The sequence below is a fragment of the Chryseobacterium sp. NG-CE01 genome, from assembly GCF_055695505.1.
Genome location: NZ_CM146369.1, coordinates 2,228,364 through 2,254,353 on the forward strand (window position 1 = coordinate 2,228,364; position 25,990 = coordinate 2,254,353).

Consider the following 25,990-nt stretch of genomic DNA (forward strand, 5'->3'; position numbering starts at 1 on the left):
AAACATGAAAAAAATAATATTCAAATATATCCTTCTGGTCGGGCTTGCATTTACAGCGGCTTCTTGCGACAGAAATTTTGATGAAATAAATGTAGATGACAGCAAAATCTACGAGCCTGAAGTTTCCAGTTTCCTGGCTCCTCTTCAATACAATCTTGCTTCGGTGGGATATTCAAGAGCCAACGATTTTACTTTCGACATCATGCAGGTTTCCCTGGATTTTCCTAATGAAGGAAATACCCTGAGCCGCTATAACATCACCGAAAATACCGGTGCTGGTTACTGGAACAACAGTTACAAATGGATCAAGCAGATCTATGAAATGAAAAAAGCAGCAGTAAACAGCAACGATAAAAACTATGAAGCTATTGCTCTTGTTTTAAATGCTTGGGCATATTCCAACCTTACCGATACCTATGGTGATGTTCCTTTTACGGAGGCTTCAAAACTGGACGAAGGAATCAGTCAGCCAAAATTTGATCAGCAGAAAGATATTTATGTTCAGCTTCTTGATGATCTCAAAAGAGCAAATTCTCTTTTTGTAACCACAAAAGTACTCACAGGAACAGATCTTTTTTATAACGCCAATAACGACCTGAACGGCATCACCAGCTGGAAGAAATTCTGTAATTCCCTGTCATTGAGGCTTCTTACCAGAATTCTGAAACGAAATGGTGAAGTAAATGTATATGAAAGAATTCAGGAGATTGTAAGCAACCCTACAGTTTACCCTGTCTTTCAGGGAAATTCGGAAACGGTAAAGGTTAACATTACGGGGGTTGCCCCATTGATGCCGCCTATCGCAAGACCGCAGGATTTCACCACAGGGCGTGCCGCTTCTGATTTTTTTGTTGAAACCCTAAAAGGCAATAATGACCCAAGAATGTCTCTGTTTTTTAGTCAGGCTAAAAACCTTACAGGAACAAACATCGGATATAAAGGAGCTCCGTCGGGCTATGCGTACGGAACAGTATTCGATTATCAGCCTTCCAATATGAACCAGAATCTGGCAAAAGCACCAATGAATATTTTGGTATATCCTTATGCCGAGCTGCAGTTTACCCTTGCTGAACTTGCTTTCAGAGGTATCATCCCGGGAAATGCGCAGACTTATTACGAAAACGGAGTAAAAGCAGCCATTGAACAGTGGGGAGCAACAGTACCTGCCAATTATTTCACCAATCCGAATGTCGCCTACAACGGAACACTGGAAAGAATCATGCTCCAGAAATATGTCGCATTATTCTTTGTAGATCAGCAGCAGTGGTTTGAAAAAAGAAGAACCGGGTTTCCGGTACTGCCAAATAACGGCGGATTGCTGAATAACGGAGAAATGCCTTCAAGACTTATGTATCCGCCAAATCCGAGAATATTGAATACATCAAATTACCAGTCCGCGGTTCAGCAGATGGGAGGTGATAATATTAATGTAAAAATGTGGTGGAATAAACCGTAAAATTTATTCCCAAGAACGGGCTTTAGCCCGATCCTTAGAAAAAATAGTCAGATTGGCTTCAGCCAAAACTTAGTTTAAATATCAATACAATGAATATAAAATTTTTAATGCCGTGTCTGCTCGTTTCAGCGATGGCATTCTCACAGGCTTCTGTTTCAGGATATGTATATGAAGACAGCAACAGGAACCAGAAAAAAGAAAACAGAGAAAAAGGAATTGAAGGAGTAGCTGTTTCAAACGGAATTCAGGTAGTGCTTACCGATAAAAACGGACGATACAGTCTCCCGATCGAGGAAGGTCAGTCGGTTTTTGTGATCAAGCCTTCAGGATATATGACACCGGTGAACGCCAACAATTTGCCTCAATATTATTATCAGTACAAGCCGAAGGGTTCACCTGCAGATTTTAAATACAAAGGATCTGCACCAACAGGAGAACTTCCGAAAGAGATCAATTTTGCCTTACATAAACAAAACGAAAGCAAAAATTTTGACATCCTTGTTTTCGGAGATCCTCAGCCTTACACCGAAAAGCAACTGGATTATTTTAAAAGAGCCATTGTCAACGAAGTAAAAAGCACCAAGAAAAGTGCGGTATTGGGAATCAGTCTGGGAGATTTGGTAGGAGATAACCTTAGCCTCCAGAAACCTTATGCTGATGTAATGAAAGAAATCGGATTGCCATGGTACAACGTGATGGGGAATCATGACATGAATTACGAGGCCAAAGAAGATCTTCTTTCTGATGAAACTTTTGAATCTAATTTCGGACCGGCCAATTATTCATTCAACTACGGAAATGTTCACTTTATTATTCTGGATGACATTTTGTACCCGGATCCGAGAGACGGAAAAGGATATTGGGGAGGCTTCCGTGAAGACCAGATGAAATTCATTGAAAATGACCTGAAACTGGTTGATAAAAACAAATTAATCGTTGTTTCTTTCCATATCCCGTTAGAACACAAAAATGAAGATAATTTCAGGAACTCGGATCGTCAGAAATTATTTGATTTTTTAACACCATTTAAAAATGCTTTGGTTTTATCTGCACATACCCACATTCAGCAACAGCTTTTCTATGGAAAAGAAGCCGGATGGAACGGTACTAAAGAGCTTCATGAATACAATGTAGGAACTACCTGCGGAGACTGGTGGTCCGGGACATCAGACGATTTGGGACTGCCAACTTCTACCATGAGAGACGGTACGGCGAAAGGTTATTCTTTCATCAGTTTCAGCGGCAATGAATATAAAGTTAAATACAAAACGGCAGGTAAGCCGGAAGATTACCAGATCAACCTGTATGTTCCTAAAGTAATACCTTTCCCTTCAAAAACATCTGCAAAAGTATTGGCAAATTTCTTCATGGGAAGCAAAAAAGATAAGGTTGAATACAGAATAGACGGCGAAAAGTGGGAAGAAATGCAGTACGATGAAACAGTAGATCCTAGTTTTGCCATGTCGGTTTTCAAATGGGATACCACCACAAACATTTTCCCCGGAAGAAGACCTTCAAACCCTGAAACATCAAAACATATCTGGACGGGAGATTTTTCCAAAAAACTCACCCTCGGAAAGCATAAAGTTGAGGTAAGAGCGACGGATATGTACGGAAATCAATTCTCGGCTTCAGAAGATTTTGAAGTTCAGAATCAGATTGTAATTCCTTAATTTTTTATTTTTATTACTATACTTTCAAAGAAGCCGGCCCTTTTGGGCCGGTTTTAATTTTTTTTAATATTCTTAACCTTAACTTAACCTTCAAGGTTTAGAATCTATTATTTAATGATAAAACATTTATTATATCAATCATCACAATTAGACGGTATATTTCTCTGTCCAAATCATCTTTCGTAAATTTGCCTAACGAATAAAAATAAATTCTAAAAAAATGAATATTAACGGAAAAAATGCCATCATTACCGGTGGAGGAAGAGGATTAGGTAAAGCAGTAGCCCTTGCGCTTGCCGCTGAGGGTGTAAATATCGGAATCACAGGAAGAAACGAAGAAAACCTGAAAATGACGGTCGACGAAATCCGTAAACTTGGAGTAAAGGCTGGATACGCCGTTTTCAGCATCGACAATGAAATACATGTAAAGGCAGGCATCGAATCTTTAGCAGAACAATTGGGAGGAATCGATATCCTGATCAATAACGCGGGGATCGGTGACTTCGGATCTATTGAAGAAATGCCTTCCGAAACCTGGGAGCAGGTTATTAAAACCAACCTTTTCGGGGTGTATTACGCTGCAAAAGCTGTATATCCTTTTATGAAATCAAAAGGAGAAGGCGATATTATTAATGTTGCCTCAACAGCAGGTTTAAAAGGCGGTCCCAATATGTCTGCGTATGCCGCTTCAAAAGCAGCGGTTGTTTCCCTTTCGCAATCGATGATGGCAGAATGGAGAAAGCAGAATATCCGTGTGGTTACTCTTACGCCAAGCACGATTGCTTCAGATATGTCGATTCAGGGAGGTCTTACAGACGGAAACCCGGAAAAAGTGCTTCAGCCGGAAGATTTTGCAGAGTGGGTAAGGGATATTTTAAAAATGAACAGAAGAGCATTGATCGCTAACGGCTCGATTTTCTCTACAAATCCTTAAACAGTTGAAATTTAAAGTTTAATGTTTTAGGTTTAAAGTTTTTTTACTTAATCAAAAATAATTATAAGCGGACTAAGGTTCGCTTTTTTTATGACAAGGTTGTCATTCTGAATGGATTTTACGAACGTCGTTCAGTTTTGCACATGAAAATATTCTCAACAATTTCAAAGATCTTTGTGTTTCTTCGGGTTAAAAAACAAAAGAACAATATTTCAATAAAATCAAAAAAGTAGTTTTATTTTTGTAACAAATTATTCACATGCAAAATTATTTAGAATTCAATTTCAAAATTTCTCCGCTTCAACCTTGGAACGAAATATTAATGGCAGAACTTATTGAGATCGGTTTCGACAGCTTTACGGAAGAAATTGACGGCATTTTGGGATATATTCAGAAAGAATTATTTAAAGAAGAAGAGTTAAAAACGCTTCCGCTTCTTCAGAATGAAGAGGTGAAAATAGAATATACGTTTCAGGAAATGCCAAATATCAACTGGAATGAAGAATGGGAAAAAAACTTTGAACCGATTAATATCGATGATAAAGTTCTGATCCGCGCCGAATTTCATGGATCGGTTCCGGGAATGCATGAAATTGTTATTCAACCTAAAATGTCCTTCGGAACAGGGCATCATCCCACCACCCATCTCATGATTCAGCAGATGATGGATATGGATTTTAAAGATAAAAAAGTTCTCGATATGGGTTGCGGAACATCGGTTCTGGCTATTTATGCAAAACAGATCGGAGCCGGAGACACAAAAGCAATCGATATTGATGAATGGTCAGTAGAGAATTCAAAAGAAAATGCAGCAAGAAATAATGTGGAGCTGGATATCGAATTGGGAACGGCAGAAAATTTAGGCCAAGAAAATTATGATATTATTCTGGCTAATATCAACAGGAATATTTTGATTTCAGACATCCCGACTTATGTTTCAGTATTGAATGACGGCGGAAAATTATTGCTTTCCGGATTATGCTTCTTTGACGTAGATGATATTCTGGAAGTTTGCAGAGAAAACGGTCTTGAGCTTAAAAAACAGCTTCAGCGCGAAGAATGGGTAAGTTTATTGCTTGAAAAATAAACACCACAAAATATTAATATGAAAACCTTACTCACTGTTGTATTCTTATTCACTGTTCATATTTTTTCTGCGCAGGAAGAGGATTATGATTATGCAAACGGAGTTTTTCAGTTTGAAGAAAACAAAACACAGAAAATATTTACCGATTGGACGAGAATCCGGCAATCTCCCAACATCAATGCTCCGGTTTTGGATTCTTTACAGACGAACTGGCAGGTTTTGGTTCTTAAAAAAAATGAAACGATCCTGAAACTCGGCGAAAGAAGAGCCAATTGGTACAAAATATCATATCAGAAAGGTGATAAGACTTCCGAAGGCTACGTTTGGGGCGGAAATTTAGCAGTAGGATATCGAAATAAGAACGGCTACGATTTTCTTTTTGGATTAACGAAAACGATCAATAAAAAGGATAAGCAATATCCTGAAATCAATATTCAGCAGAATATTGCAGCTGTAAAAGTGGCAAAAGGAAATGCTTTGATTGATGAGGTTTCCTTTGAGACAGGTTCCGGTGAAAGTTTAAGTTATGGAACGTTTACTATTGAAAGTAACCACAAACTTCAAAACGTAGAATTAACTTTAAAAGCGACCGTTTCCGGAGAGGCATGCGGAATTCCGAGTTATGATCAATATATTCTGTTTTCGAATAAAAAATTGATTCCCTTACCGCAGTTAATGAATGTCGGTGATGCCGACGTGTATTATCATTCCGAAGAATTCATTTTTCCAAACGATAAAGCGGGAATTCCCAATGCTTTCATTTTTAAGATGGAGGAAATGGAAAAAGATGACAATGAGCGTGAAAAGAAGAAACATGCATCAGCAATTTATCTCTGGAACGGTAATTCTTACAGAAAGAAATAATTACCTGTTTCCTAAAAGTACTTTTTTGAGATCTCCGCCTTCTTTAAAAAGCAAATATAGAACATAAGACGCAAATACCATGATGCCGATAATTGCGGCAACAACTCCCAAAATAATGGATCCTGCTGAAAATTTATTTCTCCACATGATCCATAATCCGGAAAGGATAAGGTAGCAGGTAAAGTCAAGATTGAACTGCGCGTTCCATCCGGGAATAAGTATGTTTCCAATGAATACCCCAAACAGATCTGCTCCTTCTTTCTGAAAAGCCAGAACAGAGAATACCATTAATACAATGACTTGGGAAAGCAATAATAATTTGAACGCAAAATATTTTTTCATAAGATAATAATTTAAGATTGAGCTGACTTCCAAAGCGGGCCTGTAGCGATAATGAGAACAATAATATTGATAAAAGCATTGCTGGTGTTTCCTGAAACTGCAGAACCGGCGCTGTCCAATAGAAACCATGCGATGAGACCTGCCAGTACAGCCTTTCTTACTTCATTCGGCGCCTTGTCATACACCCATTTTTGCAGAAACCATATACAAATTCCCCATCCAAAGAGAAATCCTCCGGTAAGTGCAGATAAAAATCTAGTCGTAGCAGCTTCGTAGTTTTGTAAACCGTCGAGTGGCAAACTTAGGAAATCCAGTGTCCATCTTGCGGGTTCTGAGGTTTCCGGCATAGATCCCAGAAAGAAAACCAGACCAAATGAACCGACTGTAATTGCTGTTATTTTAAGATAAAACTTATGGAATTGTTCCGTCATCTGTTAATTTTTATGCAAAATTAATCAGCAGATGATTACAAGTTTAGACGCTTCCGTACAATATTATTCGAAATTTTTGGCAATTTTTGCAAGATTTTCAAAATAAGAAGACAGCCATGCAGCGGTTATATTTTCATTGTTAATTCTTAAGAAAAAGTTCTCCAAAGCAAGTTCAAAAAGACCTTCCATTTGTTTTTGATTTAAAGTAAGTCTAAGATCTTCTGCCCAGATCCTTACGAAGTCTGTTCCGATAATCTGATTAGATTTGTCAAGCACTGTTTTATAATTTTCCCGCTCCTGATTGAAACGCAGCTGTCTGTTAAATAATAAGTCGGTCTTATGTTCGGTCAAAATATTTATTAACTCAGGATTGATTTTTTTTACAGTCTTTTCTTTATCTGCAATAATCCTGCACTGAAAAAGATGAAATGCAAAAAGCTGATCCAGAAATAATTCGGTATCAGCGAAGTGATGATAGAAGGAAGATTTACTGATTCCTGTTATTTTAGCCAGCTTTTCTATTTTCAGACCGTTTTCGCCAGACAATGCAAAGTTTGTGTAGCCTGCAAGAATCCAGACTTGTTGTCCGGGATTGATTTCTTTATGAATTTGTTTTTCTGCCATTTAAAATTGTTAACAAATGTCCGTCCTAAATATCGTACTGACAGGCATTCTAGTGATCCAATGTGTAATGTACGGTAATTTTTGTATTCAACAATCTGGAAACTGGGCAGTTTGCTTCGGCATCTTTTACCAGTTCGTCGAATTTTGCAGGATCTATGCCTGCAACTTTTGCGAAAAGCGTAAGGTTGGATTGTGTAATGCTGCTGTCTTCCAGTACAATTTCACATTCTGTTTTTAGCTCATCTGCGGCAAAGCCTGCTGCCTGAATGTTAAAGGCCAGTTTCATACTGAAACAACCTGCGTGCGCCGTTGCAATAAGTTCTTCTGGATTAGTGCCGATGCCATCTGCAAAACGGGAATTAAAGCCATATTGTGTATCATTTAATACGGTGCTTTGGGTGCTTAAACTTCCTTTTCCTTCCTTACCTGTTCCGCTCCATACGGCGGTTGATTTTCTTTTAATCTGCATACTATTCGTGTTTTTTATTTATTTTTTAATTAAATTAATTTATTTTGAAGCAAACCTCGAAATGATGATTCCCACGACAGCTACCATGTAAAACTGTCCTGCCATTCCGAAAAATGCTACAACCAGCCTGCTCATATCCGTTATCGGATAAATGTCACCAAAGCCAATACTGGTAAGCGTTATGAAGCTAAAATAAGATAATTCGTTATATACCTGAGAAATATTATTTTGCGTAATCCCATGAAAAGACCCGCGAAAATTAAGCTCTATAAAAAGATAGGAAAACAGTGCGACCAGGCTTAGTATCATATAGCCACAAAAGGATCCTATAATCACGTTAATACGAATTTCCCTTGCCTTGGTAATCTGCCGCATCACTTCTATAAAAATAAACGCATAATACAGAATGAAAAATACGGTAAGAAACTCTATAAACCATAACTTTTGGCTGAGAAATAAAAATCCTATGGGCATCAGAATGCTGATGAAACTAAAAATATTCTTGAGAACATTAATTCTTTTGCTTCTTTCTTTAAAGACTCCAAAGCATGCTGCTGCAATGAGAATCATATTGACCGGCCAGACATATTTCAGGAAAATCGTATTGTCGGGAAAAAGAATTTTATCAAAAAGTAAAAAAAGTAGGGCAGTTAACAAAAATTCGAACCTGTAATCACTGAGTCTCTGATGTATTCTTTTATTGTGCATTTCTATAGCTCTCTATGGATCATACTGTTTCACTATGACTATTAAAAACCATAATAAAAACAGTGTTAATCAACTGTAACTGATAAATTTTAATGAATTACTCGCCTAATGCGGCTATAATGATTTTCGCTGTTTCACTGCCGCTGAAATTTTGTTGTCCGGTTACCAGATTCCCGTCTCTTACTGCAAAACCTTTCCATAAACCCGCTTGGATGTAATTGGCACCGATTGCTTTCATTTCATCTTCAATTCTCCAGGGCATAAGATGCTGATCTCTTGACAGGAGATTATAATCCCATACGGCGTTATCTGCAAAATCTTCTTCCACATTGGCAAATCCGGTTACAGTTTTGCCTTTTGCAAGATATTCTCCATTGCTAAGCCTGGCATACTTAAGGATGGCAACACCATGACACAGTGCTGCAGCTATTTTGCCGGCTTCGTAAAACGACACAAATTTATGATGGAGGTCTGTTGCTTCAGCAAAGTTAAACATAGGAGCCTGTCCTCCGGCTACAACGATAGCATCAAATTCCGAAACGTCGATGTCAGAAACTTTTTTGGTATTTTCAACCAGGCTTTTTAAAGAAGGTGTGTGAATAAATCCCTGACTTATAAGGTCTGTTGCAGAATAACCGCTAGGATCATTAGGGTCGCTCATAGAATCAGCTTCACATCTGCCTCCATTGGGAGAGAAGATCTCTATATGATAGCCTTTCTCTGAAAATTCATAATAAGGGTGGGTAAGCTCACTCCACCAAAAGCCAACCGGCCATCCGGTAGTTGTTGAAATGGCTGGATTGGCAATTACGATAGCAATTTTTTTCGGGCTCTCAGGACGAACCGCATTTGTATTTTTTAGGCTCATTTTGTTTTTTTACAGATACAAATTAATTACTTATCCGAATCAAAACCAACAAGTGGCTCTTTTTGTAATAAGCTAACATTTTTGTAAGTAACCGGATCTCCAGAAAAAAATATTGTTGTAGTCTTGTAAAGGTGTAAATTGGTTTCTATGTTAATGTGAAGAACCGTACTTACTATCAATAAATTTATTCTGGTTTCCTTTGTTTTCATAAAAGAAACTATGAGTTTATGTGAGCGCGAAAGGATTCGAACCTTTGACCGTCCCGATAAATCGGGATGCTCTATTCAGCTGAGCTTTCAATGAGTTCTTTAATTTTAAATTTACTCTTCCATGATTTTATTTCTCGTTCTCTTTGATATGCTTGCAGTTTAGAATCATACTTTTCACTGTAAACAACAATCCAGTCTTTGGCATTAGAGGTAAATCCTCTATGATCGGAGAGATGTTTTCGTACTCTTTCTTGTAAGTTTTCACAAGAATGTCCGATATAATATTTATTTAGTGATTGAGAAAAAAGGATATAACAATAACACATGGGAACTAATATAAACAAAAAACCTCATAACGAAAGCTATGAGGTTCTGTGAGCGCGAAAGGATTCGAACCTTTGACCGTCTGCTTAGAAGGCAGATGCTCTATCCAGCTGAGCTACGCACCCTAAAAAATAAAATTTAAAGTCGGGGCGGCAGGATTCGAACCTGCGACCTCCTGGTCCCAAACCAGGCGCGATGACCGGACTACGCTACGCCCCGATGAGGTCATCTAAAACAGGTATATTACCTTGTTTTTTGTGGGTGCAAATATAGATACTTTTTTTGAATTATAAAAATAAAATCAGAATAATTTTTTAACAAAATCATTCCAGTAAATTTACATGATTAATAACCATTGTTTTATAGAAAATAATAATGAGAAAAATTTCACTTTCATTTTTCTACCGGCAATGCTTTCTGTTGCTTTTGATTTCTATCCGGATAAAATCAGCAAATACTTTTTAAAAAATAAAAACAGAACATATATATTTAGAACATTATTCTAAGTATGTATATGAAATTGAAAATACAGGTAAAATTTACGGCAGCATTGCTTAAAATGAATGTAAATGGAGGGATGAAAAAGATTCTTTTCCACTTTTTTCCAAGTAAGTATTTAAATCAATAAATGATTGTAAATTATAAGTTCATTAATCTGTCTTCAGTATACGGGATTTCAAGCTGTAATTAAATTTGTAAACAAAAAAACCTCATAGCAAAAGCTATGAGGTTCTGTGAGCGCGAAAGGATTCGAACCTTTGACCGTCTGCTTAGAAGGCAGATGCTCTATCCAGCTGAGCTACGCACCCATTATAAAGTTGATTCCGCTTAGTAAATAAGCTTGTAAAAAGTCGGGGCGGCAGGATTCGAACCTGCGACCTCCTGGTCCCAAACCAGGCGCGATGACCGGACTACGCTACGCCCCGAAAAAGATATATAGAAAAGCGGAGGGTAAGGGATTCGAACCCTTGCGACACTTTCGCGTCGACAGTTTAGCAAACTGCTCCGTTAACCACTCCGGCAACCCTCCTGTTTATCTTCGTTTTTTAATGATCGTTGTTCCTTTATTGCGAGTGCAAATATAGAATAGATTTCTTTATTTACCAAATATTTTTCAAGAAAAATTTGCGTATTTTTGAGCTGATAAACTGCTATAAAAAATAAACAAATGCGTAAAACATTATATATCATCGGATTAAGTACAGTCGTTTTTTCCTGTACTTCACAGCAAAATGCCAAAAAAAGGCAGTACATCCCAAGAACCCCGTCAGTACAGCCTAAAACCACTGCTAATACCACAGCCGAAAAGCCAAAACCAAAGGTTTCTACAGAACATGGAGTCGACTTTTTTACAACCAATATTGCTAATGCGGCAAATAATGATAATACCGCAAGTTATGGGTCTATTGTTTCTGCAAAACCGGCGGGTTATAAAGTTGTAAAAGATTACTTTCCGGCTGTTGCACAAAATTTCAGACAGAGATACCTTATCCTGCATTATACGGCTTTACCTGATGATAAATCCATTACGGTTCTTACCCAGCAGGCTGTAAGTGCACATTACCTTGTAAACAATACAGGAGATAACGAAATTTACCAGCTGGTTGACGAAAATAAGCGTGCTTATCATGCCGGTGTAAGCGCATGGAGGGCAGATAAAAACCTTAACGACACTTCAATCGGAATTGAAATTGTGAATACCGGTTATACAACCGATGCCTCCGGCAAAAGAATATTTGCTCCTTTTGACGAAGCGCAGATCAAAAAAGTAGCGGCCCTGGTAAAAGATATTGCAAACCGGTATCAGATTCCGGCCACCAATATTCTTGCGCACTCCGATATTGCTCCGACAAGAAAACAGGATCCGGGTCCTACATTTCCCTGGAAAAGACTGTATGATGAATATCAGATCGGGATGTGGTATGATGAAACTGCAAAACAAAGTTTCTACGACCTTGCCGTATCTACGGATTTTCAAACGAAATATAACGATCCAACGTTTATTTTCAACGTTCAGACACAATTACAGAAATTCGGTTACGGACTGGATTTCAGCGGAAAATGGGATGATGCTACCAAGAAAACCATTGAAGCTTTTCAGTATCACTTCAGACCGCAGAATTATGACGGAATCATGGATCCTGAAACCTATGCAATATTGCAGGCTTTAATACTCAAATATCCGTTAAAATAAATATAATAATGTATTTTTATCAGTGTATATAATTTAAATTTTAAAGATTTCACTTACTTTTTTATTGTTAAATTGATACATTGCTAAACTGTTACATTAATCTATACACTATGGAAAATTTCAGAAAAGAAAGCGATTTACTGGGCGAATTAAATGTTCCGATAAATGCTTATTATGGAGTACAGACGCAGAGAGCAATTAATAATTTTAAAATTTCGGGGCAGCTTTTGTCCTCCTATCCTCAGTTTATCCGAGGGTTAGCATACGTGAAAAAAGCGGCAGCAAAAACAAACTGCGAACTTGGACTTCTCGATGAGACAATGTATTTCAATATTGCTGAAGTTTGTGATGAAATCATCAACGGTGAGCTCCACGAGCAGTTTCCTGTAGATATGATCCAGGGAGGAGCCGGGACTTCAATCAATATGAACGCCAATGAAGTGATCGCCAACAGGGTTCTGGAAAAATTAGGCAAAAATAAAGGGGAATATCTGTTCTGTTCACCAAATGACCACGTCAATCTTTCACAATCTACCAATGATGCTTATCCTACAGCCATCAAAATGGGATTGCTGCAGATGAATGCAATTCTTGTGGAAAAGCTTGAAAAAATTGTGGAAGCATTCAGAGAAAAGGGAAAAGAATTCCATGACATCATCAAGATGGGCCGTACACAGCTTCAGGATGCTGTTCCGATGACCTTGGGGCAGGAGTTTGAAGCATTCGCTGCGACTCTGGAAGAAGATATTTCAAAATTAAACAATAACGCCAGTCTCTTCGTAGAAGTGAATATGGGAGCCACCGCCATCGGAACTGGATTAAATGCTCCGATAGGATATGCTGCTCTTTGCGCAAAAAATCTTGCGCAAATTTCAGGGTTTCCGGTAGTCTCAGCGCCCGATTTGGTAGAAGCAACACCTGATACAGGATCTTATGTTATTTACTCTTCTGCAATGAAACGGCTCGCCGTAAAACTGTCAAAAATATGCAACGATCTGAGGCTGCTTTCTTCAGGACCGAGAGCCGGACTTTTCGAGATCAATCTTCCACCGATGCAGCCGGGGTCTTCCATTATGCCGGGTAAAGTCAATCCTGTGATTCCGGAAGTAGTCAACCAGGTTTGTTTTAAAGTTTTCGGGAACGATCTTACCGTTACTTTTGCTGCAGAGGCAGGGCAGTTGCAGCTCAATGTGATGGAGCCTGTACTTTCACACGTTATCATGGAAAATATTCATTTTCTTTGCAATGCGATCGACACCCTTCGGGAAAAATGTGTAGTAGGAATTACTGCAAACCGTGAAGTATGCCTAAATATGGTAAAACACAGCATAGGAATCGTAACCGCTCTGAACCCGTATATTGGCTACAAATATTCTACCGAAATTGCAAAAGAAGCGCTGGAAACCGGAAAAAGTGTTTATAATCTGATATTGGAAAAAGGGATTCTTTCCCAGGAAAAACTGGATGAAATTCTTGATCCAAGAAACATGCTGAAACCGCATAACAAATAAAATAAACGATAAGTGATGACTGATCGATTCAAGCTAAATTCTGTTAATCATTTATCACTTATCAATCATCATTTATAAATTAAAAGTGAGGTTTTTAATCATAATTCCTGCACATAACGAAGAGAATAATCTTCCTTTTACACTGGATTCTTTACAGCAGCAAAGCTTTAAGGATTTTAAAGCAGTAATTGTAAACGACGGTTCTACGGATAATACTTCAGAAGTAATCAGAAAATATACAGATCATGACTCCAGGTTTGAAACCGTAAATCTGCAGAAATCTTTACACCAGCCAGGTTCAAAAGTTGTTAATGCTTTTAAGAAAGGACTGGAAACGCAGGATGTAAATATGTTTGACATCATTTGTAAATTTGATTCTGATGTCATATTTCCTGAAAATTATCTGGAAAAAATAGAAAAAGCGTTTCGCGATAATCTGAAGTATGGATTGGTTGGCGGACTTTTATACGTCGAGAAAGACGGAGATTGGGTGTACGAAGGAAACTCTAATAAACATCATGTACGGGGTCCGGTAAAGGCATATCGTAAAGAAAGTTTTATACAGATGAACGGGATCAGAGAGACCTTGGGCTGGGATAATATTGATGCGATCCTGCTTCAGAACCTGGGCTGGAAAGAAGTTGTCTTACCCGAACTGCATGTGCATTTAATCAAAGTAAAAGGCGCAGATTACACCATAAAGCCTGCTGAATATTACGGTAAATATTTCTATTTTCTGGGGCTAAACAGGTTTTTAGCTTATATAGCTTCTTTTAAGGAGGCCGCAAAAAGCAAGTCTGTTTCTTTCTTTTTTAAGATTACCGGCTCCTATGAAAATTGCCGCAGGAAAAAATTGGAATTGAAAATTTCTAAAGAGGAAAGAAAAGTCATCAATCGCCAACGCTGGGAAATGCTTAAGCAAAAATGGCTCAAAATGTAGTTCAGTATGAGCTTATCGCTTAAAATACAAATGTTATTTAAGAACATCACTTGAAAAGAATAGCCTACATAGAAATTGATACCCACGCAGAAATTGCCCAGTCTTTCATGGAGATCATGAAGGGATCAGAGGCTTTTTCGGTGGACTATTATTTTTCAAAAAAAATTAAAGATCAGATTACTGATAATGCTGAATCCGTCTATCTTTCCGACAGTTCGATGATTTTCGATCAGCTGAAATCGAGGAAATATGACCTGGTTATTATAGGGACTGCTCACCGGTATTTCAATACATTTTCTGCCATTGCTGAAAAATACAATACAGCGGTTATTGTTCACAATATTAACTTTATCAGTGCTTCAAATTTCAGTCTGTTCAAAAGCATATTCAAAAAAGACAGCATTTACCGGTTAAAACTTTTATGGAAAGAAGGATTGCTGTATTCATCAAAAATTTACGGGAAAGCAAAAAGCCTCTTGGTTCTTGATGAGGCGCTTGTCTCGGAACGCTTCAGATTTTTACCGCTTTTCTATACAAAACAGTCGGTGAAAGTTGATGGCGAGATCCTGACAATCGTTATTCCCGGCGGAGTAAGCCAGAAGAGGAGAGATTATGAAAAGATATTTTCTGAGATCAAAAAAATTGAACAGCTGTATACTGATTCAGACATTCAGAAAAAGCAGGTAGAATTTGTGTTTCTGGGTAAGGCTGATCATTCCGAATTAAAGAAACTTACAGATCTGGAACGGTCTTTACAATATGTTGATATTACGTATTTTCCGGAGAGAGTTTCCCAGGCAGACTTTGAGCAGTGGATGGAGAAAGCAGACGTTTTATGGTGCCCGATTCAACAGGAAACAGAGTTTTTTAGCCAAAAAGAAATATATGGAAGGACAAAAATGACTGGAAATATTGGCGATGCCATAAAATTTGGAAAGCTGGCTGTGTTTCCGGAAAACTATCGGTCTTCACTGGATTTCATTATTCCCGAGCAGCCCGATCTTATTCGACAGTTTGAAGAACTCAGAGACTTCCATTTTGACTTTCAGAAAGATTACAGTAAGCAGGCCGTAAGGCAAAACCTTGAAGATCTTTTAAACAGTCTCAGTTCTACTTAAATTTAAAAATACTTTTAATAAAATTCCTGTTTAAATAATCTTCAATCGGGAAGACTTTCGTAAAATAATTACCGATAAAAATCAAAAGCAAGACCACTGCAGGTTTGTAAATCAGATTGATGAAATTATTGCTGAAATTCGGCAGCACAATTGCCACGGTAATGGCCAGCGTACAGATAATCGAAACAAAAATCATCTCAATCGTAAGCGGCGAAACTTTAAATACAAAATAATTAAAAACGATCTTCACTACATTATAAGTGGTTAGTGAAATGGCTGTCGACAGCGCAATACCGATCAGTTTCAAATCTGTATTTTTCAAAAAATATAAATTTAAAGAAATAGTGAGCCCTGCAAGCAGAAGCATTACCAGAATATTGAATTTGTAATATTTTGAAAGAGAAATGATATTCCCGTTGAAACCTGTTGCCAGATCAATTAAAACAGCCGAACCCCAGATCCAGACTACCGGCTCATATTCTCTCAGTAACATTCCGTTTTTAGGCATAAAATAAGTCAGATAAGGAAATCCCACCATAATGCAGGAGAACAAAACTGCTCCTAAAAAATACAGGGTAAGCGAGGTTTTCTTATGGAATTTATCTAGTCCTTCCATATCGCCGTCTAAAAGATGCTTACTGATAATCGGAGCTGAAATATTAAACAATCCCAGCTGCGGAATCGAAATCAGGGAAATCAAAGCATATAAAGTTGAATAAATCCCGTTTTCCTCCATTCCCATATATTCGCCGATCATAAAGCTGTTGATGGCAAGATAATTCCCGAAAGTGCCTAGGAAACCGAAAAAACTGTAATTCATAAATTCTTTCCAGAAGCCGTCTTTCTTAAAATAATCGGTGCTGAAATCAAGGTTGATTTTATCCAGCTTATTCGTGTAATAAATATATCCAGAGAGCATCAGTGCAAAGATCCCGAAGAAAAAAGCCAGTGCCGTTTTCTGTGAAAGTGCAAAATAAAAAAAAAGGCAGAAAGCGCCAAGATTAGCTATTTTAGGAAAAAGATTGTCAAAAATATTGGAGACAACGATCCGTTTATAATTGGAGGTGTATTTATTGAATATAGCACACAAAGACAAAACCAGTATCAGTGGCAGAATAATTTCCTTGATGTTCCATGCCTGGGTTTTTAAAAACTGGGGGTAAAAGTAGGGGAGTATTAAAAATACGCCGCAGAAGATCAGGAAATTAATACAGATCGTAAGCAATGACAGGGAAAGCATATTCTGGTTTTTGCCGTCTTTCTGTACATTGTGGAAAAATTTCACGTTTGCATAGGAGATCCCGAAAACAACAAAAGGAACCAGCATTTCTGCGGTCTGCATGCTGTATCTCAGTTTGCCATAAAACTCAAAATCGTTCGGGAAGATAAAAATTGCGGAAACGGTACCCAGCAGAAAACCTACATAGCCAATGATAGAATACTTAAACCCTTGTCTTGCAACTACACTCATTTTTGTGGGCTTTTGGGGATGAAGATAATATTATTGATGTATTCTTTTTTATTTTTTTCGTCACTTATGTTTTTCAGCAAAATTTCTTCTGTTAATTTTTCGAGCTCAAAAGTAGACCGGTTTAAATAATTGGCATCATATCCCCAGGATTCTACTTCGGAAATTTCATGCCAGATCGGGGTGTTATGATGTCTCTGTTCCATTTCTACCATAAGAACAGGCAGGAATTTGCAGATTACTTCGCGGGCGCCGGAAAGCGTTTTGATCTCGTTGCCCTCAACATCTATTTTGATAAAATCCAGTCGGTGGAAATTTTCAATAGCAGCCCAGTCGTCGAGGCGTATTACTTTCACCTTTTCGGTATAGCTCCTTTCTTCGCCTCTTTCTTTGTAGGAAGTATTCAGTGTCCCTCGCGAAGCAATCGTTCTTCCATTAATCACCGGAACCTTAAACTCAGCTGTGGTATTTTCATCCGAAAGAGCCAGAGGGAAGACCCGCATTGCCGGAAAAAGTCTTTTAAGCCGTCTGTATAATTTTTTGTTAGGTTCAAAAGCATAGATTTGTTCATGATCCAGCTTGTTTTCAAGTTGGTACAAAAATGTTCCTACATTGGCCCCGATGTCCAAAATCACAGATTTTTTATTCAGGAATTCCTTAATCCATACCAATTCCGGTTCTACATTTCTTGCAGAGAAATTGTCTTTACTAAGATTATTTAAACTCTTAAAAAATCTTTTTTTGTAAAAACCGGGACTTATATATTGCAGATTTTCAGCGATTCTTTGGTATAGAGACATTCTTTTGCTTTTGACAAGAGCAAATATACATAAAAATGTTAAATTAATGTTAAAACAGCTAAATTATAAGTGTCTGGCTATCAATTAATATGATTTTAAACTATAAAAAAGGTGCATTCAGAAAATCATTCAACGGCTTCATCGCTTTGAAGATTTTCGCAAGGTTTTTTGAAGCATTTTTATCCGAAACTTCCTTATCCGAAAGATTATAAACTACAATAAAGCTTTTCAGTTTCAGGTAGTCAGCCATGGGATCTTCTTTTTCAAATCCCTGCGGAACTTTTTTAAGTTGATTATCCTGGTCCAGCTCCGGAAAATACTTTTTGAACTCCTTATCATTTAAAATATTTAAAAATTCCTGTCCATACAGTGAAATTTCTTTTCTCAGGATTTTCAGAACAGAAGATTCCGGCATGTAGATTCCTCCGGCAATAAAAGATTTTCCCGGCTCCAGATGCAGGTAATATCCGCCTTTCTGGCTGCCTTTGCCCATTCCGAGAGAGGCGCCGATGTTGGTTTTATACGGTGTTTTATCTTTTGAAAAACGAGTATCCCTGTAAATTCTGAATAGAGATTTTTTAGCATCAATTTTTCCCAGTTCAGAATCAAATTCAGACATCTCTGCAATCAGATCTTCAAGAAATGCTGCAATATTTTCCTGAGATTCGGTATAAAGATTTTTATTCTCTGTAAACCATTCACGGTTGTTATTTTCGGCAAGTTGTCTTAAAAAATCAAAAACTTTTGGTGAAACTGCTGCTGGCATATTTTTTTATTTTCATTCAAAATTAATCAAAATCGGGCAATACCGGAAATACATTTTTCGTGCCTACCAGAGAGTGTGCCAGATAAAGCGATTAAATTAATATTAAAAATATGGCGTTTTTTCTGCGGAAATTATAAAAGCATTATCACTTTTAAATATTAAATTATTGTTTCTGTAATAATAGTTAAAATGTAATTCAAATAATAATCGTATCTTTGCAAAAATTTTAAAATATTTAATGAATTTATTTACGGAAACCAATTTAAGTCCTGATATTCTTAAGGCTATTGGCGAACTGGGTTACGAAAGCCCGACAGAAATCCAAAAACAGACTATCCCTTTTATTCTTTCAGATATTCGCGACTTGATCGCACTTGCGCAGACAGGGACAGGCAAAACAGCAGCGTTTTCGCTTCCGATTTTGGATATGATTGACGATACGAGTCGCAAAATCCAACTTTTGGTGCTTTGTCCGACACGGGAATTATGTCTTCAGATTACGAAAGACATTAAAAATTACTCCAAATACATGAAAGACATCAAAACGACAGCCGTTTATGGTGGAAGCAGTATTATGGATCAGATCAGATCGCTCAAGGATAAACCGCAAATCATTGTGGGAACTCCCGGAAGAGTAATCGACCTTATCAACAGAAAAGCATTAGACTTCTCCGCGATCCACTGGCTGGTTCTGGATGAAGCCGACGAAATGCTTTCTATGGGTTTCAAAGATGAGCTGGAAACAATTCTCAGCGAAACTCCTGAAACCAAGCAGACTTTCCTTTTCTCTGCTACAATGAGCAAAGAAGTGGAAAGAATTTCAAAAAATTATCTTACTAAGCCGCACAGAATTTCTGTTGGTTCTATTAACGAAGTTAAGAAGAACATCAAACATGAATATTATGTGATCGGATATCGCCAGAAAAAAGAAGCTTTAAAGCGTCTTATTGATTCCAACCCGAATCAGTATTCCATTATTTTCTGCAGAACGAGAATGGAAACCCAGGAGGTTGCAGATTTCTTAATGCAGAACGGGTACGCAGCAGATGCGCTTCACGGAGATCTTTCTCAGGCGCAGAGAGATACGGTAATGAAGAAATTCAGACTGAAAAATATCGATATTTTGGTGGCAACTGATGTTGCGGCGAGAGGATTGGATGTTAACTCCCTGACTCACGTTATTCACTACTCTTTACCGGATGATCCGGAAGTATTCGTTCACCGAAGCGGAAGAACCGGAAGAGCAGGAAAAGACGGTATTTCTATTGCCCTGATCAAACCTGAAGAAAGCAGAAAGCTGAAGCAGATCAAATCGGTGACGAAAATTGAAATGCATGAAGGCAAAATTCCTACCGGAGAAGATATTATCAAAGCCCAGGTTGGAGGTGTTTTCGAAAGTCTTTTCGAGATTCACGAAGATTTCTTTGAATTTGATGACTCCCTGATTCCTGATTTATCAGCTTTTACAAAAGAGGAGCTTGCTCATAAACTGCTTCAGTTCCAGCTGAAAGATCTTGCCCTTTATTACAAAGACAGACATGATCTTATGGACCAAAAGCTGAGCAGCAGAGATGATGACAGTGGTTCCAGAAGAGACAGAAGGGACCGCGACAGAGATAGAGGTAGAGATCGTGACCGTGATCGCGGCGACAGAGATCGTGGCGGAAAACCAAGAAGAAAGAACGAAGATATGGTAAGATTCTTCTTTAATCTTGGTAAAAAAGATCAGCTGAAAAAGCTTGACGTATTGGATATTATTAATAAAGCAACGTCCGGCAAGAGCAAGAAAAGAGCAGAAATCGGTGACATCGAGATTCTTGAGAAATTCTCATTCTTCGAGGTTGAAAAGTCATTCAAAGACAATGTTTTGAGCAACATCGGATCTATGAAGTTCAAAGGAAAGGAAATGAGAGCGGAAGTAGCAAACTAAGCTCCCGAAAAATATACTGAAACCGGCCATACAGCCGGTTTTTTTATTTGATAGTCAGATCATCACGCAATGTTAACAAAACTTAATGTTGTACTCTTTCAGGTAAGGGTGTTTTTTAAGAAATTTGCACTCGAATTATAAATACTTAAAAATGGGAATTGGTAATATTTTCCACGCTTTTCAACCAAAAGATAAAATCTTCTTCGTACTGTTCGAAAAAGTAACCGAGAACCTTGTCGCAATGTCTGAGGAATTCAATACAGGAATCAAGGATTTCGATCTTAATGACGATTCCATGCTGAAAAAAATGAGTGACTTCGAACATAAAAATGACGAGCTTACTCACGAGATCTTCGTAGAACTGGGAAAAAATTTCATTACACCTTTCGACAGAGAAGATATTCATACCCTGGCAACAGGTCTGGATGATATTGCGGATTACATTTATGCTTCCACAAAATATATTTTCCTGTATAAATCTCCTGAAATGAAGGCATATTCAGATTTCTCATTGTTAATCCACAAAGCTTGTCTTGAGATCCAGAATGCCATGAAGAACCTGAAAGGCTTCAAAAATATGGAACAGGTAAAAGAAGCTTGTATTAAAGTGAACTCTATTGAAAATATAGCAGACGACCTTCTTTCCAATTCAATGGTGGAATTATTCGAAACGAATGACGCCATCAATATCATCAAAGTTTCATCTGTACTTAATTATCTTGAAGTCGTAACCGATAAAGCAGAAGATGTTGCCAATACAATTGAGAACATCATGATTAAATACGCTTAATTAATAATTATAATTAAACAATGGAATTTCCGATTTTACTTATAGTTATTATTGCCTTGGCTCTGATTTTCGATTACATCAATGGTTTTCATGATGCGGCCAACTCAATTGCGACTATTGTTTCTACAAAAGTTTTAACACCTTTCCAGGCTGTACTTTGGGCAGCACTATGGAATTTTGCAGCGTTCTTTATCGCTGCCTATATTATTGGCGAATTTAAGATCGGTAACACGATTGCCAAAACCGTCAATGAAAATTTTATCACCCTTGAAGTGATATTTTCCGGGCTTGTAGCCGCTATCGCATGGAATCTGCTTACATGGTGGTTTGGTATTCCTTCTTCTTCTTCGCATACCCTGATCGGAGGATTTTTGGGAGCAGCCTTAATGCATGCTTTCATGATGGATTACCATAGTGTTGTAGCAGCTCATCCGGAATTAGGGATGTGGGATACCATCAAAGAAGCGGCAAGCCAGGTAACGCAACAAAGTGTTGTGAAATTTGATAAGGTAATTCCTATTTTCTTATTTATTTTCATGGCTCCGATTATCGGGATGATTATTTCAATCATTATTACGTTGATTATTGTTCATCTTTATAAAAAATCAAATCCACATAAGGCAGACCAGTCCTTCAAAAGACTGCAGCTGGCTTCTTCGGCACTTTTCAGCTTAGGACACGGTCTGAATGATGCCCAGAAAGTAATGGGAATCATCGGTGCTGCATTGATCTACTATCACGTGCAGATGCTGCAGGACCCTGTTTACCTTGCTATACCTGCTGCAGGGCGTTTCGATTACTTTGCAGAACACTATATCTGGGTTCCTTTAGTTTCATTTATTGCCATCGCTTTAGGTACAATGAGCGGAGGATGGAAGATCATCAAAACAATGGGAACTAAAATTACAAAGGTAACTTCGCTGGAAGGGGTAAGTGCGGAAACTGCAGGGGCAATTACTTTATTCATCACCGATCACTTCGGAATCCCTGTTTCTACAACACACACCATTACAGGATCCATTATCGGGGTTGGTCTTACCAAAAGAATATCTGCCGTACGATGGGGAATTACCGTAAGCTTACTATGGGCCTGGGTTCTTACCATTCCTATTTCGGCAATAGTTGCAGGAATTACCTATCTCGTGGTAACATTTTTATCTTAAAAAATAACTTTATAGTATAATAAAAAACTTTGCTCATCCGGGCAAAGTTTTTTTGTTTTAACCTCGGGATATATTAATAATTTGATTACATTAAAAAATAAGATTTATTATTTATTTGGAGCTTTTTCCTGCTTTCCGCACTCGCTATTTTTTGATTTCGGCGGCGCGGCTCTGCCGCGCCGCCGAAATCAAAAAATGAGCTCAAACAAAGCTTCAATCAGGGCTAGGATGTTGTCTTAACCTGAATTTTTCAGATACTTAAGCTTGTTGTCATATTAAGAATTTAAATGTAAAGTATGCATATAAGAGATCTTATGCATGAAGCAGTTGAGATGCTTCCAGCATGACAACTTAGCTCAACAGTTCAATCAAATCAAATAAAACTTTAAGAATATTTATCACTTTTAAATAAAGAAATAAATTTCCTTCAGGATTAAACGGTAAGGATTTTTACTTTAAAAAGCCCCGAAAAAATTGTATTTTTGTTCAAACTATTAGAATTTATGGAATTTTTAGACAGATACCAGCAGATTGTTGCGGATGCTATTGCCAAATATACCTTTAAAGACAAGCCGGCAGAGTTGTATGAGCCGATGAATTATATCATTTCACACGGCGGAAAACGACTTCGCCCGATCATGGTGCTTATGGCTTGCGATCTGTTTGGCGGTAATCTTAACGAAGCAATCAAGCCTGCACTGGCAATCGAGTTTTTCCATAATTTCACACTGATTCATGACGATATCATGGATGAGGCTCCACTGAGAAGAAATAAGCCCACCATTCATACCTTACACGGAATTAACGTCGGTATTCTTTCGGGAGACGGATTAATGCTGAAAGCATATAAGTTTTTTGAAGATCTTGAGCCTGAAATCTTTAAGGCATGTATCAGAATTTTTACACACACAGGACTGCTTTTATGTGAAGGACAGCAATACGATATTAATTTTGAAACCCAGGAAAATGTAACGTTTGATGATTACATCAGAATGATTACCTATAAAACAGGAGTTTTAAGTGCTTCTTCATTCGAAATCGGAGCGTTGATCGCCAAAGCCAACTTTAAAGATGCCAAAGCCATATTCAATTTTGGAAAACACATAGGTATTGCCTTCCAGATAATGGATGACTACCTTGATGTATTCGGAGATCAGGCACAGTTTGGTAAAAAACATGCCGGAGATATTTATGAAAATAAAAAGACCGTTCTTTATCTGATGGCTAGGGAACATGCTACAGAAGAAGAAAGAAAAGAGCTTGATTACTGGTACTCCAAGAAGACCGATAATATCGATAAAGTATACGGCGTTGAGAAAATCTTTAGAAGAACGAAAGTAGACGAGAAAGCATTACGACTGATAGAAAAGCACAATGAAATCGGACAGAGCTATCTTCAGAAAATTGATATTCCGGAAGAGAAGAAAAAGCCTTTTGCAGAGCTGGCTAATTATTTATTGAGAAGAGAAAGTTAATCTCAAGTCTTTCAAATTTAGTTAATGAAATTCAGGACAGAAGTTGAAATTAAAGAATCGGAGAAGAAAATAGAGCTTGAAGATAAAATATTTTCAATCGGGTCTTGCTTTGCTTCTGAAATGTCAGATCTTTTCCGTCAGGGACAGCTGCAAACGCTGAATAATCCGTTTGGGACCGTTTTTAACCCTTTTTCCATTGGTAATGCTGTAAAAAGGCTCCATGATGCGGAATTTTATAATGAAGAAGAATTAATCACCTTTAACGACGAATTCATTTCACTCGATCACCATACCAGTTTTGATACGAGGTATATTCACCAGACGTTAGCAAAGATTAATGCTAAACTAGAAGAAGGAAATTCTTTTCTGCAAGGAACTGATTGGGTTATTATCACGTATGGAACCTCTTTTATCTATGAGTTTTTTCCTAAAGAGAAACTTGTTGCCAACTGTCATAAAATTCCGCAGAAATTCTTTGAAAAAAGACTGCTGAGCCATCAGGAAATTACGGATTCTATTTATAACACAATATTGAACCTGAATGACATCTGTAAAGATAACGTGCAGATACTCTTTACTGTTTCTCCCGTTCGGCATACGAAAGACGGGATGACAGAAAACCAGTTAAGCAAGTCTAAGCTGATCACGGCTGTTCATGAAGCCATTCATCAGTTTGAAAACTGTCATTATCTTCCCGTCTACGAAATTCTGATGGACGATTTAAGGGATTACCGGTTTTACAAAGAAGACATGATACATCCGAATGCTCAAGCAGTGAATTATATCTTTGAGAAATTCGGGAATGCTTATTTTGCTGATGAAACCAAAGACTTTATCAAAGAGAATTTCAAGATCAACAAAGCTCTGGAACACAGAACCGACGATGAGAAAGACCCGAAATATATAGAATTTAAAGAAAAATTAAATCAAAAAATTGAAGTACAGCAGCAAAAAGTAAAGCATAAAATATTTTAAAAACTAATGGCAATAATTAAAAACACAGAAGGATTATCAACAGATGAAATTAACGATGAACTAAGGAAAGGTGGAAGATTTGTGGTTTTTTCCTACACAATTTCGATCATCATTCTTACATTCAGAAGAGGAAGTGACATTTATTTTGTAAAATCGGATGAATCAACAGTCAAATATAGCTGGAAGTATTCATTGTTGACGTTTTTTCTTGGATGGTGGGGTTTTCCTTTCGGCCCGATTTTCAGCATTGTATCATTTTATAAAAATTTTACAGGAGGTAAAGATATAACACAGGAGGTTCTCAATCATGTAAATGCACAGGCTTAATGAAATTGTATAATGATCGACTTTACAACAATTGAATATTTGAAATCAGGAAATGAAAAGCAAAGAAGGACGTACGAGGTTCTTTCAAAACATCATCTTTTTGAAAAGCTAAAAGAATATTCTCCTGTTCTGGCCGGAACAATCCCGATAGAAATAGATATTGAAGACAGTGATCTGGATATCATTTGCGAGGTTGATCTTAGGTTTGAAGAAGATTTTTTGAAAGATTTAATATTTAGCAGATTTATACCTCACGATGCAGAAGTTAAAATTGAATATTCAGTTTTGGATGGTGAAAAGTGTATCACTATAAATTTCATGCTGGAAGAATTTCCCATCGAAATTTTCGGGCAGAACAAGCCCGTAAAAGAGCAGAATGCCTACCGCCACATGATCGCTGAATACAAAGTATTACAGGAAAAAGGAGAAAATTTTAAACAAAAAATAATAGAACTTAAAAAACAGGGAATTAAAACCGAGCCAGCCTTCGGGATGCTTTTGGGGCTTGAAAACCCTTATGAAGACCTGTTAAAATTATAAAGAA

General features: G+C 37.5%; 26 protein-coding genes and 5 tRNA genes. 16 read left to right on the top strand and 15 right to left on the bottom strand.

What is annotated here, in order from left to right; genetic code table 11:
- Positions 1 to 4 precede the first annotated feature (4 nt).
- The 5 genes from ACYT6F_RS10565 to ACYT6F_RS10585 all read left to right on the top strand — a co-directional run bounded on the left by ACYT6F_RS10565 (position 5) and on the right by ACYT6F_RS10585 (position 6,014).
- On the top strand, positions 5 to 1,456 hold the full coding sequence (locus ACYT6F_RS10565; protein WP_472597652.1) for a SusD/RagB family nutrient-binding outer membrane lipoprotein: 1,452 nt from the start codon (positions 5 to 7) through the stop codon (positions 1,454 to 1,456).
- Between the two features lie 89 nt (positions 1,457 to 1,545).
- The gene (locus ACYT6F_RS10570) at positions 1,546 to 3,129 is read left to right on the top strand and encodes a calcineurin-like phosphoesterase C-terminal domain-containing protein (protein ID WP_472597653.1); all 1,584 of its coding nucleotides are present in this window, start codon (positions 1,546 to 1,548) and stop codon (positions 3,127 to 3,129) included.
- Between the two features lie 220 nt (positions 3,130 to 3,349).
- Positions 3,350 to 4,063, top strand: coding sequence for a 3-ketoacyl-ACP reductase (locus tag ACYT6F_RS10575; protein WP_169232570.1), 714 nt, complete (start codon positions 3,350 to 3,352; stop codon positions 4,061 to 4,063).
- Positions 4,064 to 4,322: 259 nt separating this feature from the next.
- A complete protein-coding gene (gene prmA, locus ACYT6F_RS10580; RefSeq protein ID WP_472597654.1) occupies positions 4,323 to 5,150 on the top strand; it encodes a 50S ribosomal protein L11 methyltransferase in 828 nt (275 codons plus the stop codon).
- A gap of 18 nt (positions 5,151 to 5,168) precedes the next feature.
- A complete protein-coding gene (locus ACYT6F_RS10585; protein ID WP_472597655.1) occupies positions 5,169 to 6,014 on the top strand; it encodes an SH3 domain-containing protein in 846 nt (281 codons plus the stop codon).
- Here the strand turns inward: ACYT6F_RS10585 and ACYT6F_RS10590 are convergent, their stop codons facing one another.
- From ACYT6F_RS10590 to ACYT6F_RS10645, 12 genes are all read right to left on the bottom strand, one after another.
- The gene (locus ACYT6F_RS10590) at positions 6,015 to 6,356 is read right to left on the bottom strand and encodes a hypothetical protein (RefSeq protein WP_472597656.1); all 342 of its coding nucleotides are present in this window, start codon (positions 6,354 to 6,356) and stop codon (positions 6,015 to 6,017) included.
- 11 nt (positions 6,357 to 6,367) lie between these two features.
- A complete protein-coding gene (locus ACYT6F_RS10595; protein WP_472597657.1) occupies positions 6,368 to 6,787 on the bottom strand; it encodes a hypothetical protein in 420 nt (139 codons plus the stop codon).
- A 63-nt stretch (positions 6,788 to 6,850) separates the two neighbouring features.
- Positions 6,851 to 7,411 carry a TetR/AcrR family transcriptional regulator gene (locus ACYT6F_RS10600; protein WP_472597658.1) on the bottom strand — a complete coding sequence of 187 codons (561 nt, stop codon included), beginning with the start codon at positions 7,409 to 7,411 and terminating at the stop codon, positions 6,851 to 6,853.
- A 49-nt stretch (positions 7,412 to 7,460) separates the two neighbouring features.
- Positions 7,461 to 7,880, bottom strand: coding sequence for an OsmC family protein (locus ACYT6F_RS10605; RefSeq protein ID WP_472597659.1), 420 nt, complete (start codon positions 7,878 to 7,880; stop codon positions 7,461 to 7,463).
- 39 nt (positions 7,881 to 7,919) lie between these two features.
- Positions 7,920 to 8,588 (bottom strand): potassium channel family protein, encoded by a 669-nt coding sequence (locus ACYT6F_RS10610; RefSeq protein WP_472597660.1) that lies wholly within the window; start codon positions 8,586 to 8,588, stop codon positions 7,920 to 7,922.
- Positions 8,589 to 8,685: 97 nt separating this feature from the next.
- Positions 8,686 to 9,456: a type 1 glutamine amidotransferase domain-containing protein gene (locus tag ACYT6F_RS10615; protein ID WP_472597661.1), complete on the bottom strand. Its 771-nt coding sequence runs from the start codon at positions 9,454 to 9,456 to the stop codon at positions 8,686 to 8,688.
- A gap of 280 nt (positions 9,457 to 9,736) precedes the next feature.
- Positions 9,737 to 9,991, bottom strand: coding sequence for a GIY-YIG nuclease family protein (locus ACYT6F_RS10620; RefSeq protein ID WP_472601115.1), 255 nt, complete (start codon positions 9,989 to 9,991; stop codon positions 9,737 to 9,739).
- Positions 9,992 to 10,040: 49 nt separating this feature from the next.
- A tRNA-Arg gene (locus ACYT6F_RS10625) sits at positions 10,041 to 10,114 on the bottom strand.
- 19 nt (positions 10,115 to 10,133) lie between these two features.
- Positions 10,134 to 10,208, bottom strand: a tRNA-Pro gene (locus ACYT6F_RS10630).
- Positions 10,209 to 10,724: 516 nt separating this feature from the next.
- Positions 10,725 to 10,798: transfer RNA gene (locus ACYT6F_RS10635), tRNA-Arg, on the bottom strand.
- 42 nt (positions 10,799 to 10,840) lie between these two features.
- Positions 10,841 to 10,915 (bottom strand) — tRNA-Pro (locus tag ACYT6F_RS10640).
- A gap of 19 nt (positions 10,916 to 10,934) precedes the next feature.
- Positions 10,935 to 11,019: transfer RNA gene (locus ACYT6F_RS10645), tRNA-Ser, on the bottom strand.
- Positions 11,020 to 11,157: 138 nt separating this feature from the next.
- Here ACYT6F_RS10645 and ACYT6F_RS10650 point away from each other — a divergent pair.
- From ACYT6F_RS10650 to ACYT6F_RS10665, 4 genes are all read left to right on the top strand, one after another.
- On the top strand, positions 11,158 to 12,183 hold the full coding sequence (locus ACYT6F_RS10650; protein WP_472597662.1) for an N-acetylmuramoyl-L-alanine amidase: 1,026 nt from the start codon (positions 11,158 to 11,160) through the stop codon (positions 12,181 to 12,183).
- Positions 12,184 to 12,293: 110 nt separating this feature from the next.
- Positions 12,294 to 13,694, top strand: a complete 1,401-nt coding sequence (aspA, locus tag ACYT6F_RS10655) for an aspartate ammonia-lyase (RefSeq protein WP_472597663.1) — start codon at positions 12,294 to 12,296, stop codon at positions 13,692 to 13,694.
- An 85-nt stretch (positions 13,695 to 13,779) separates the two neighbouring features.
- The gene (locus ACYT6F_RS10660; RefSeq protein ID WP_472597664.1) at positions 13,780 to 14,634 is read left to right on the top strand and encodes a glycosyltransferase family 2 protein; all 855 of its coding nucleotides are present in this window, start codon (positions 13,780 to 13,782) and stop codon (positions 14,632 to 14,634) included.
- A 50-nt stretch (positions 14,635 to 14,684) separates the two neighbouring features.
- Positions 14,685 to 15,752, top strand: coding sequence for a hypothetical protein (locus ACYT6F_RS10665; protein ID WP_472597665.1), 1,068 nt, complete (start codon positions 14,685 to 14,687; stop codon positions 15,750 to 15,752).
- Here the strand turns inward: ACYT6F_RS10665 and ACYT6F_RS10670 are convergent.
- The 3 genes from ACYT6F_RS10670 to ACYT6F_RS10680 all read right to left on the bottom strand — a co-directional run bounded on the left by ACYT6F_RS10670 (position 15,745) and on the right by ACYT6F_RS10680 (position 18,786).
- Positions 15,745 to 17,223: a lipopolysaccharide biosynthesis protein gene (locus tag ACYT6F_RS10670; protein ID WP_472597666.1), complete on the bottom strand. Its 1,479-nt coding sequence runs from the start codon at positions 17,221 to 17,223 to the stop codon at positions 15,745 to 15,747. The two genes, ACYT6F_RS10665 and ACYT6F_RS10670, sit on opposite strands and share 8 nt — an antisense overlap.
- The gene (locus ACYT6F_RS10675) at positions 17,220 to 18,020 is read right to left on the bottom strand and encodes an FkbM family methyltransferase (RefSeq protein WP_472597667.1); all 801 of its coding nucleotides are present in this window, start codon (positions 18,018 to 18,020) and stop codon (positions 17,220 to 17,222) included. The genes ACYT6F_RS10670 and ACYT6F_RS10675 overlap by 4 nt, the downstream gene beginning before the upstream one ends.
- Positions 18,021 to 18,120: 100 nt before the next feature.
- A complete protein-coding gene (locus tag ACYT6F_RS10680; protein ID WP_472597668.1) occupies positions 18,121 to 18,786 on the bottom strand; it encodes a DUF2461 domain-containing protein in 666 nt (221 codons plus the stop codon).
- 238 nt (positions 18,787 to 19,024) lie between these two features.
- Here ACYT6F_RS10680 and ACYT6F_RS10685 point away from each other — a divergent pair, with 238 nt between their 5' ends.
- From ACYT6F_RS10685 to ACYT6F_RS10715, 7 genes are all read left to right on the top strand, one after another.
- A complete protein-coding gene (locus ACYT6F_RS10685; RefSeq protein ID WP_472597669.1) occupies positions 19,025 to 20,716 on the top strand; it encodes a DEAD/DEAH box helicase in 1,692 nt (563 codons plus the stop codon).
- A 151-nt stretch (positions 20,717 to 20,867) separates the two neighbouring features.
- Complete coding sequence (locus ACYT6F_RS10690) at positions 20,868 to 21,506, top strand: DUF47 domain-containing protein (RefSeq protein WP_002981301.1); 639 nt, start codon at positions 20,868 to 20,870, stop codon at positions 21,504 to 21,506.
- 20 nt (positions 21,507 to 21,526) lie between these two features.
- The gene (locus tag ACYT6F_RS10695; protein WP_472597670.1) at positions 21,527 to 22,669 is read left to right on the top strand and encodes an inorganic phosphate transporter; all 1,143 of its coding nucleotides are present in this window, start codon (positions 21,527 to 21,529) and stop codon (positions 22,667 to 22,669) included.
- A gap of 503 nt (positions 22,670 to 23,172) precedes the next feature.
- Positions 23,173 to 24,144, top strand: coding sequence for a polyprenyl synthetase family protein (locus ACYT6F_RS10700; protein ID WP_472601116.1), 972 nt, complete (start codon positions 23,173 to 23,175; stop codon positions 24,142 to 24,144).
- Between the two features lie 24 nt (positions 24,145 to 24,168).
- A complete protein-coding gene (locus ACYT6F_RS10705; RefSeq protein ID WP_472597671.1) occupies positions 24,169 to 25,119 on the top strand; it encodes a GSCFA domain-containing protein in 951 nt (316 codons plus the stop codon).
- Between the two features lie 6 nt (positions 25,120 to 25,125).
- A complete protein-coding gene (locus ACYT6F_RS10710; protein ID WP_472597672.1) occupies positions 25,126 to 25,446 on the top strand; it encodes a hypothetical protein in 321 nt (106 codons plus the stop codon).
- A 12-nt stretch (positions 25,447 to 25,458) separates the two neighbouring features.
- Positions 25,459 to 25,986: a DUF4269 domain-containing protein gene (locus ACYT6F_RS10715; RefSeq protein ID WP_472597673.1), complete on the top strand. Its 528-nt coding sequence runs from the start codon at positions 25,459 to 25,461 to the stop codon at positions 25,984 to 25,986.
- The last annotated feature ends 4 nt before the right edge of the window (positions 25,987 to 25,990 follow it).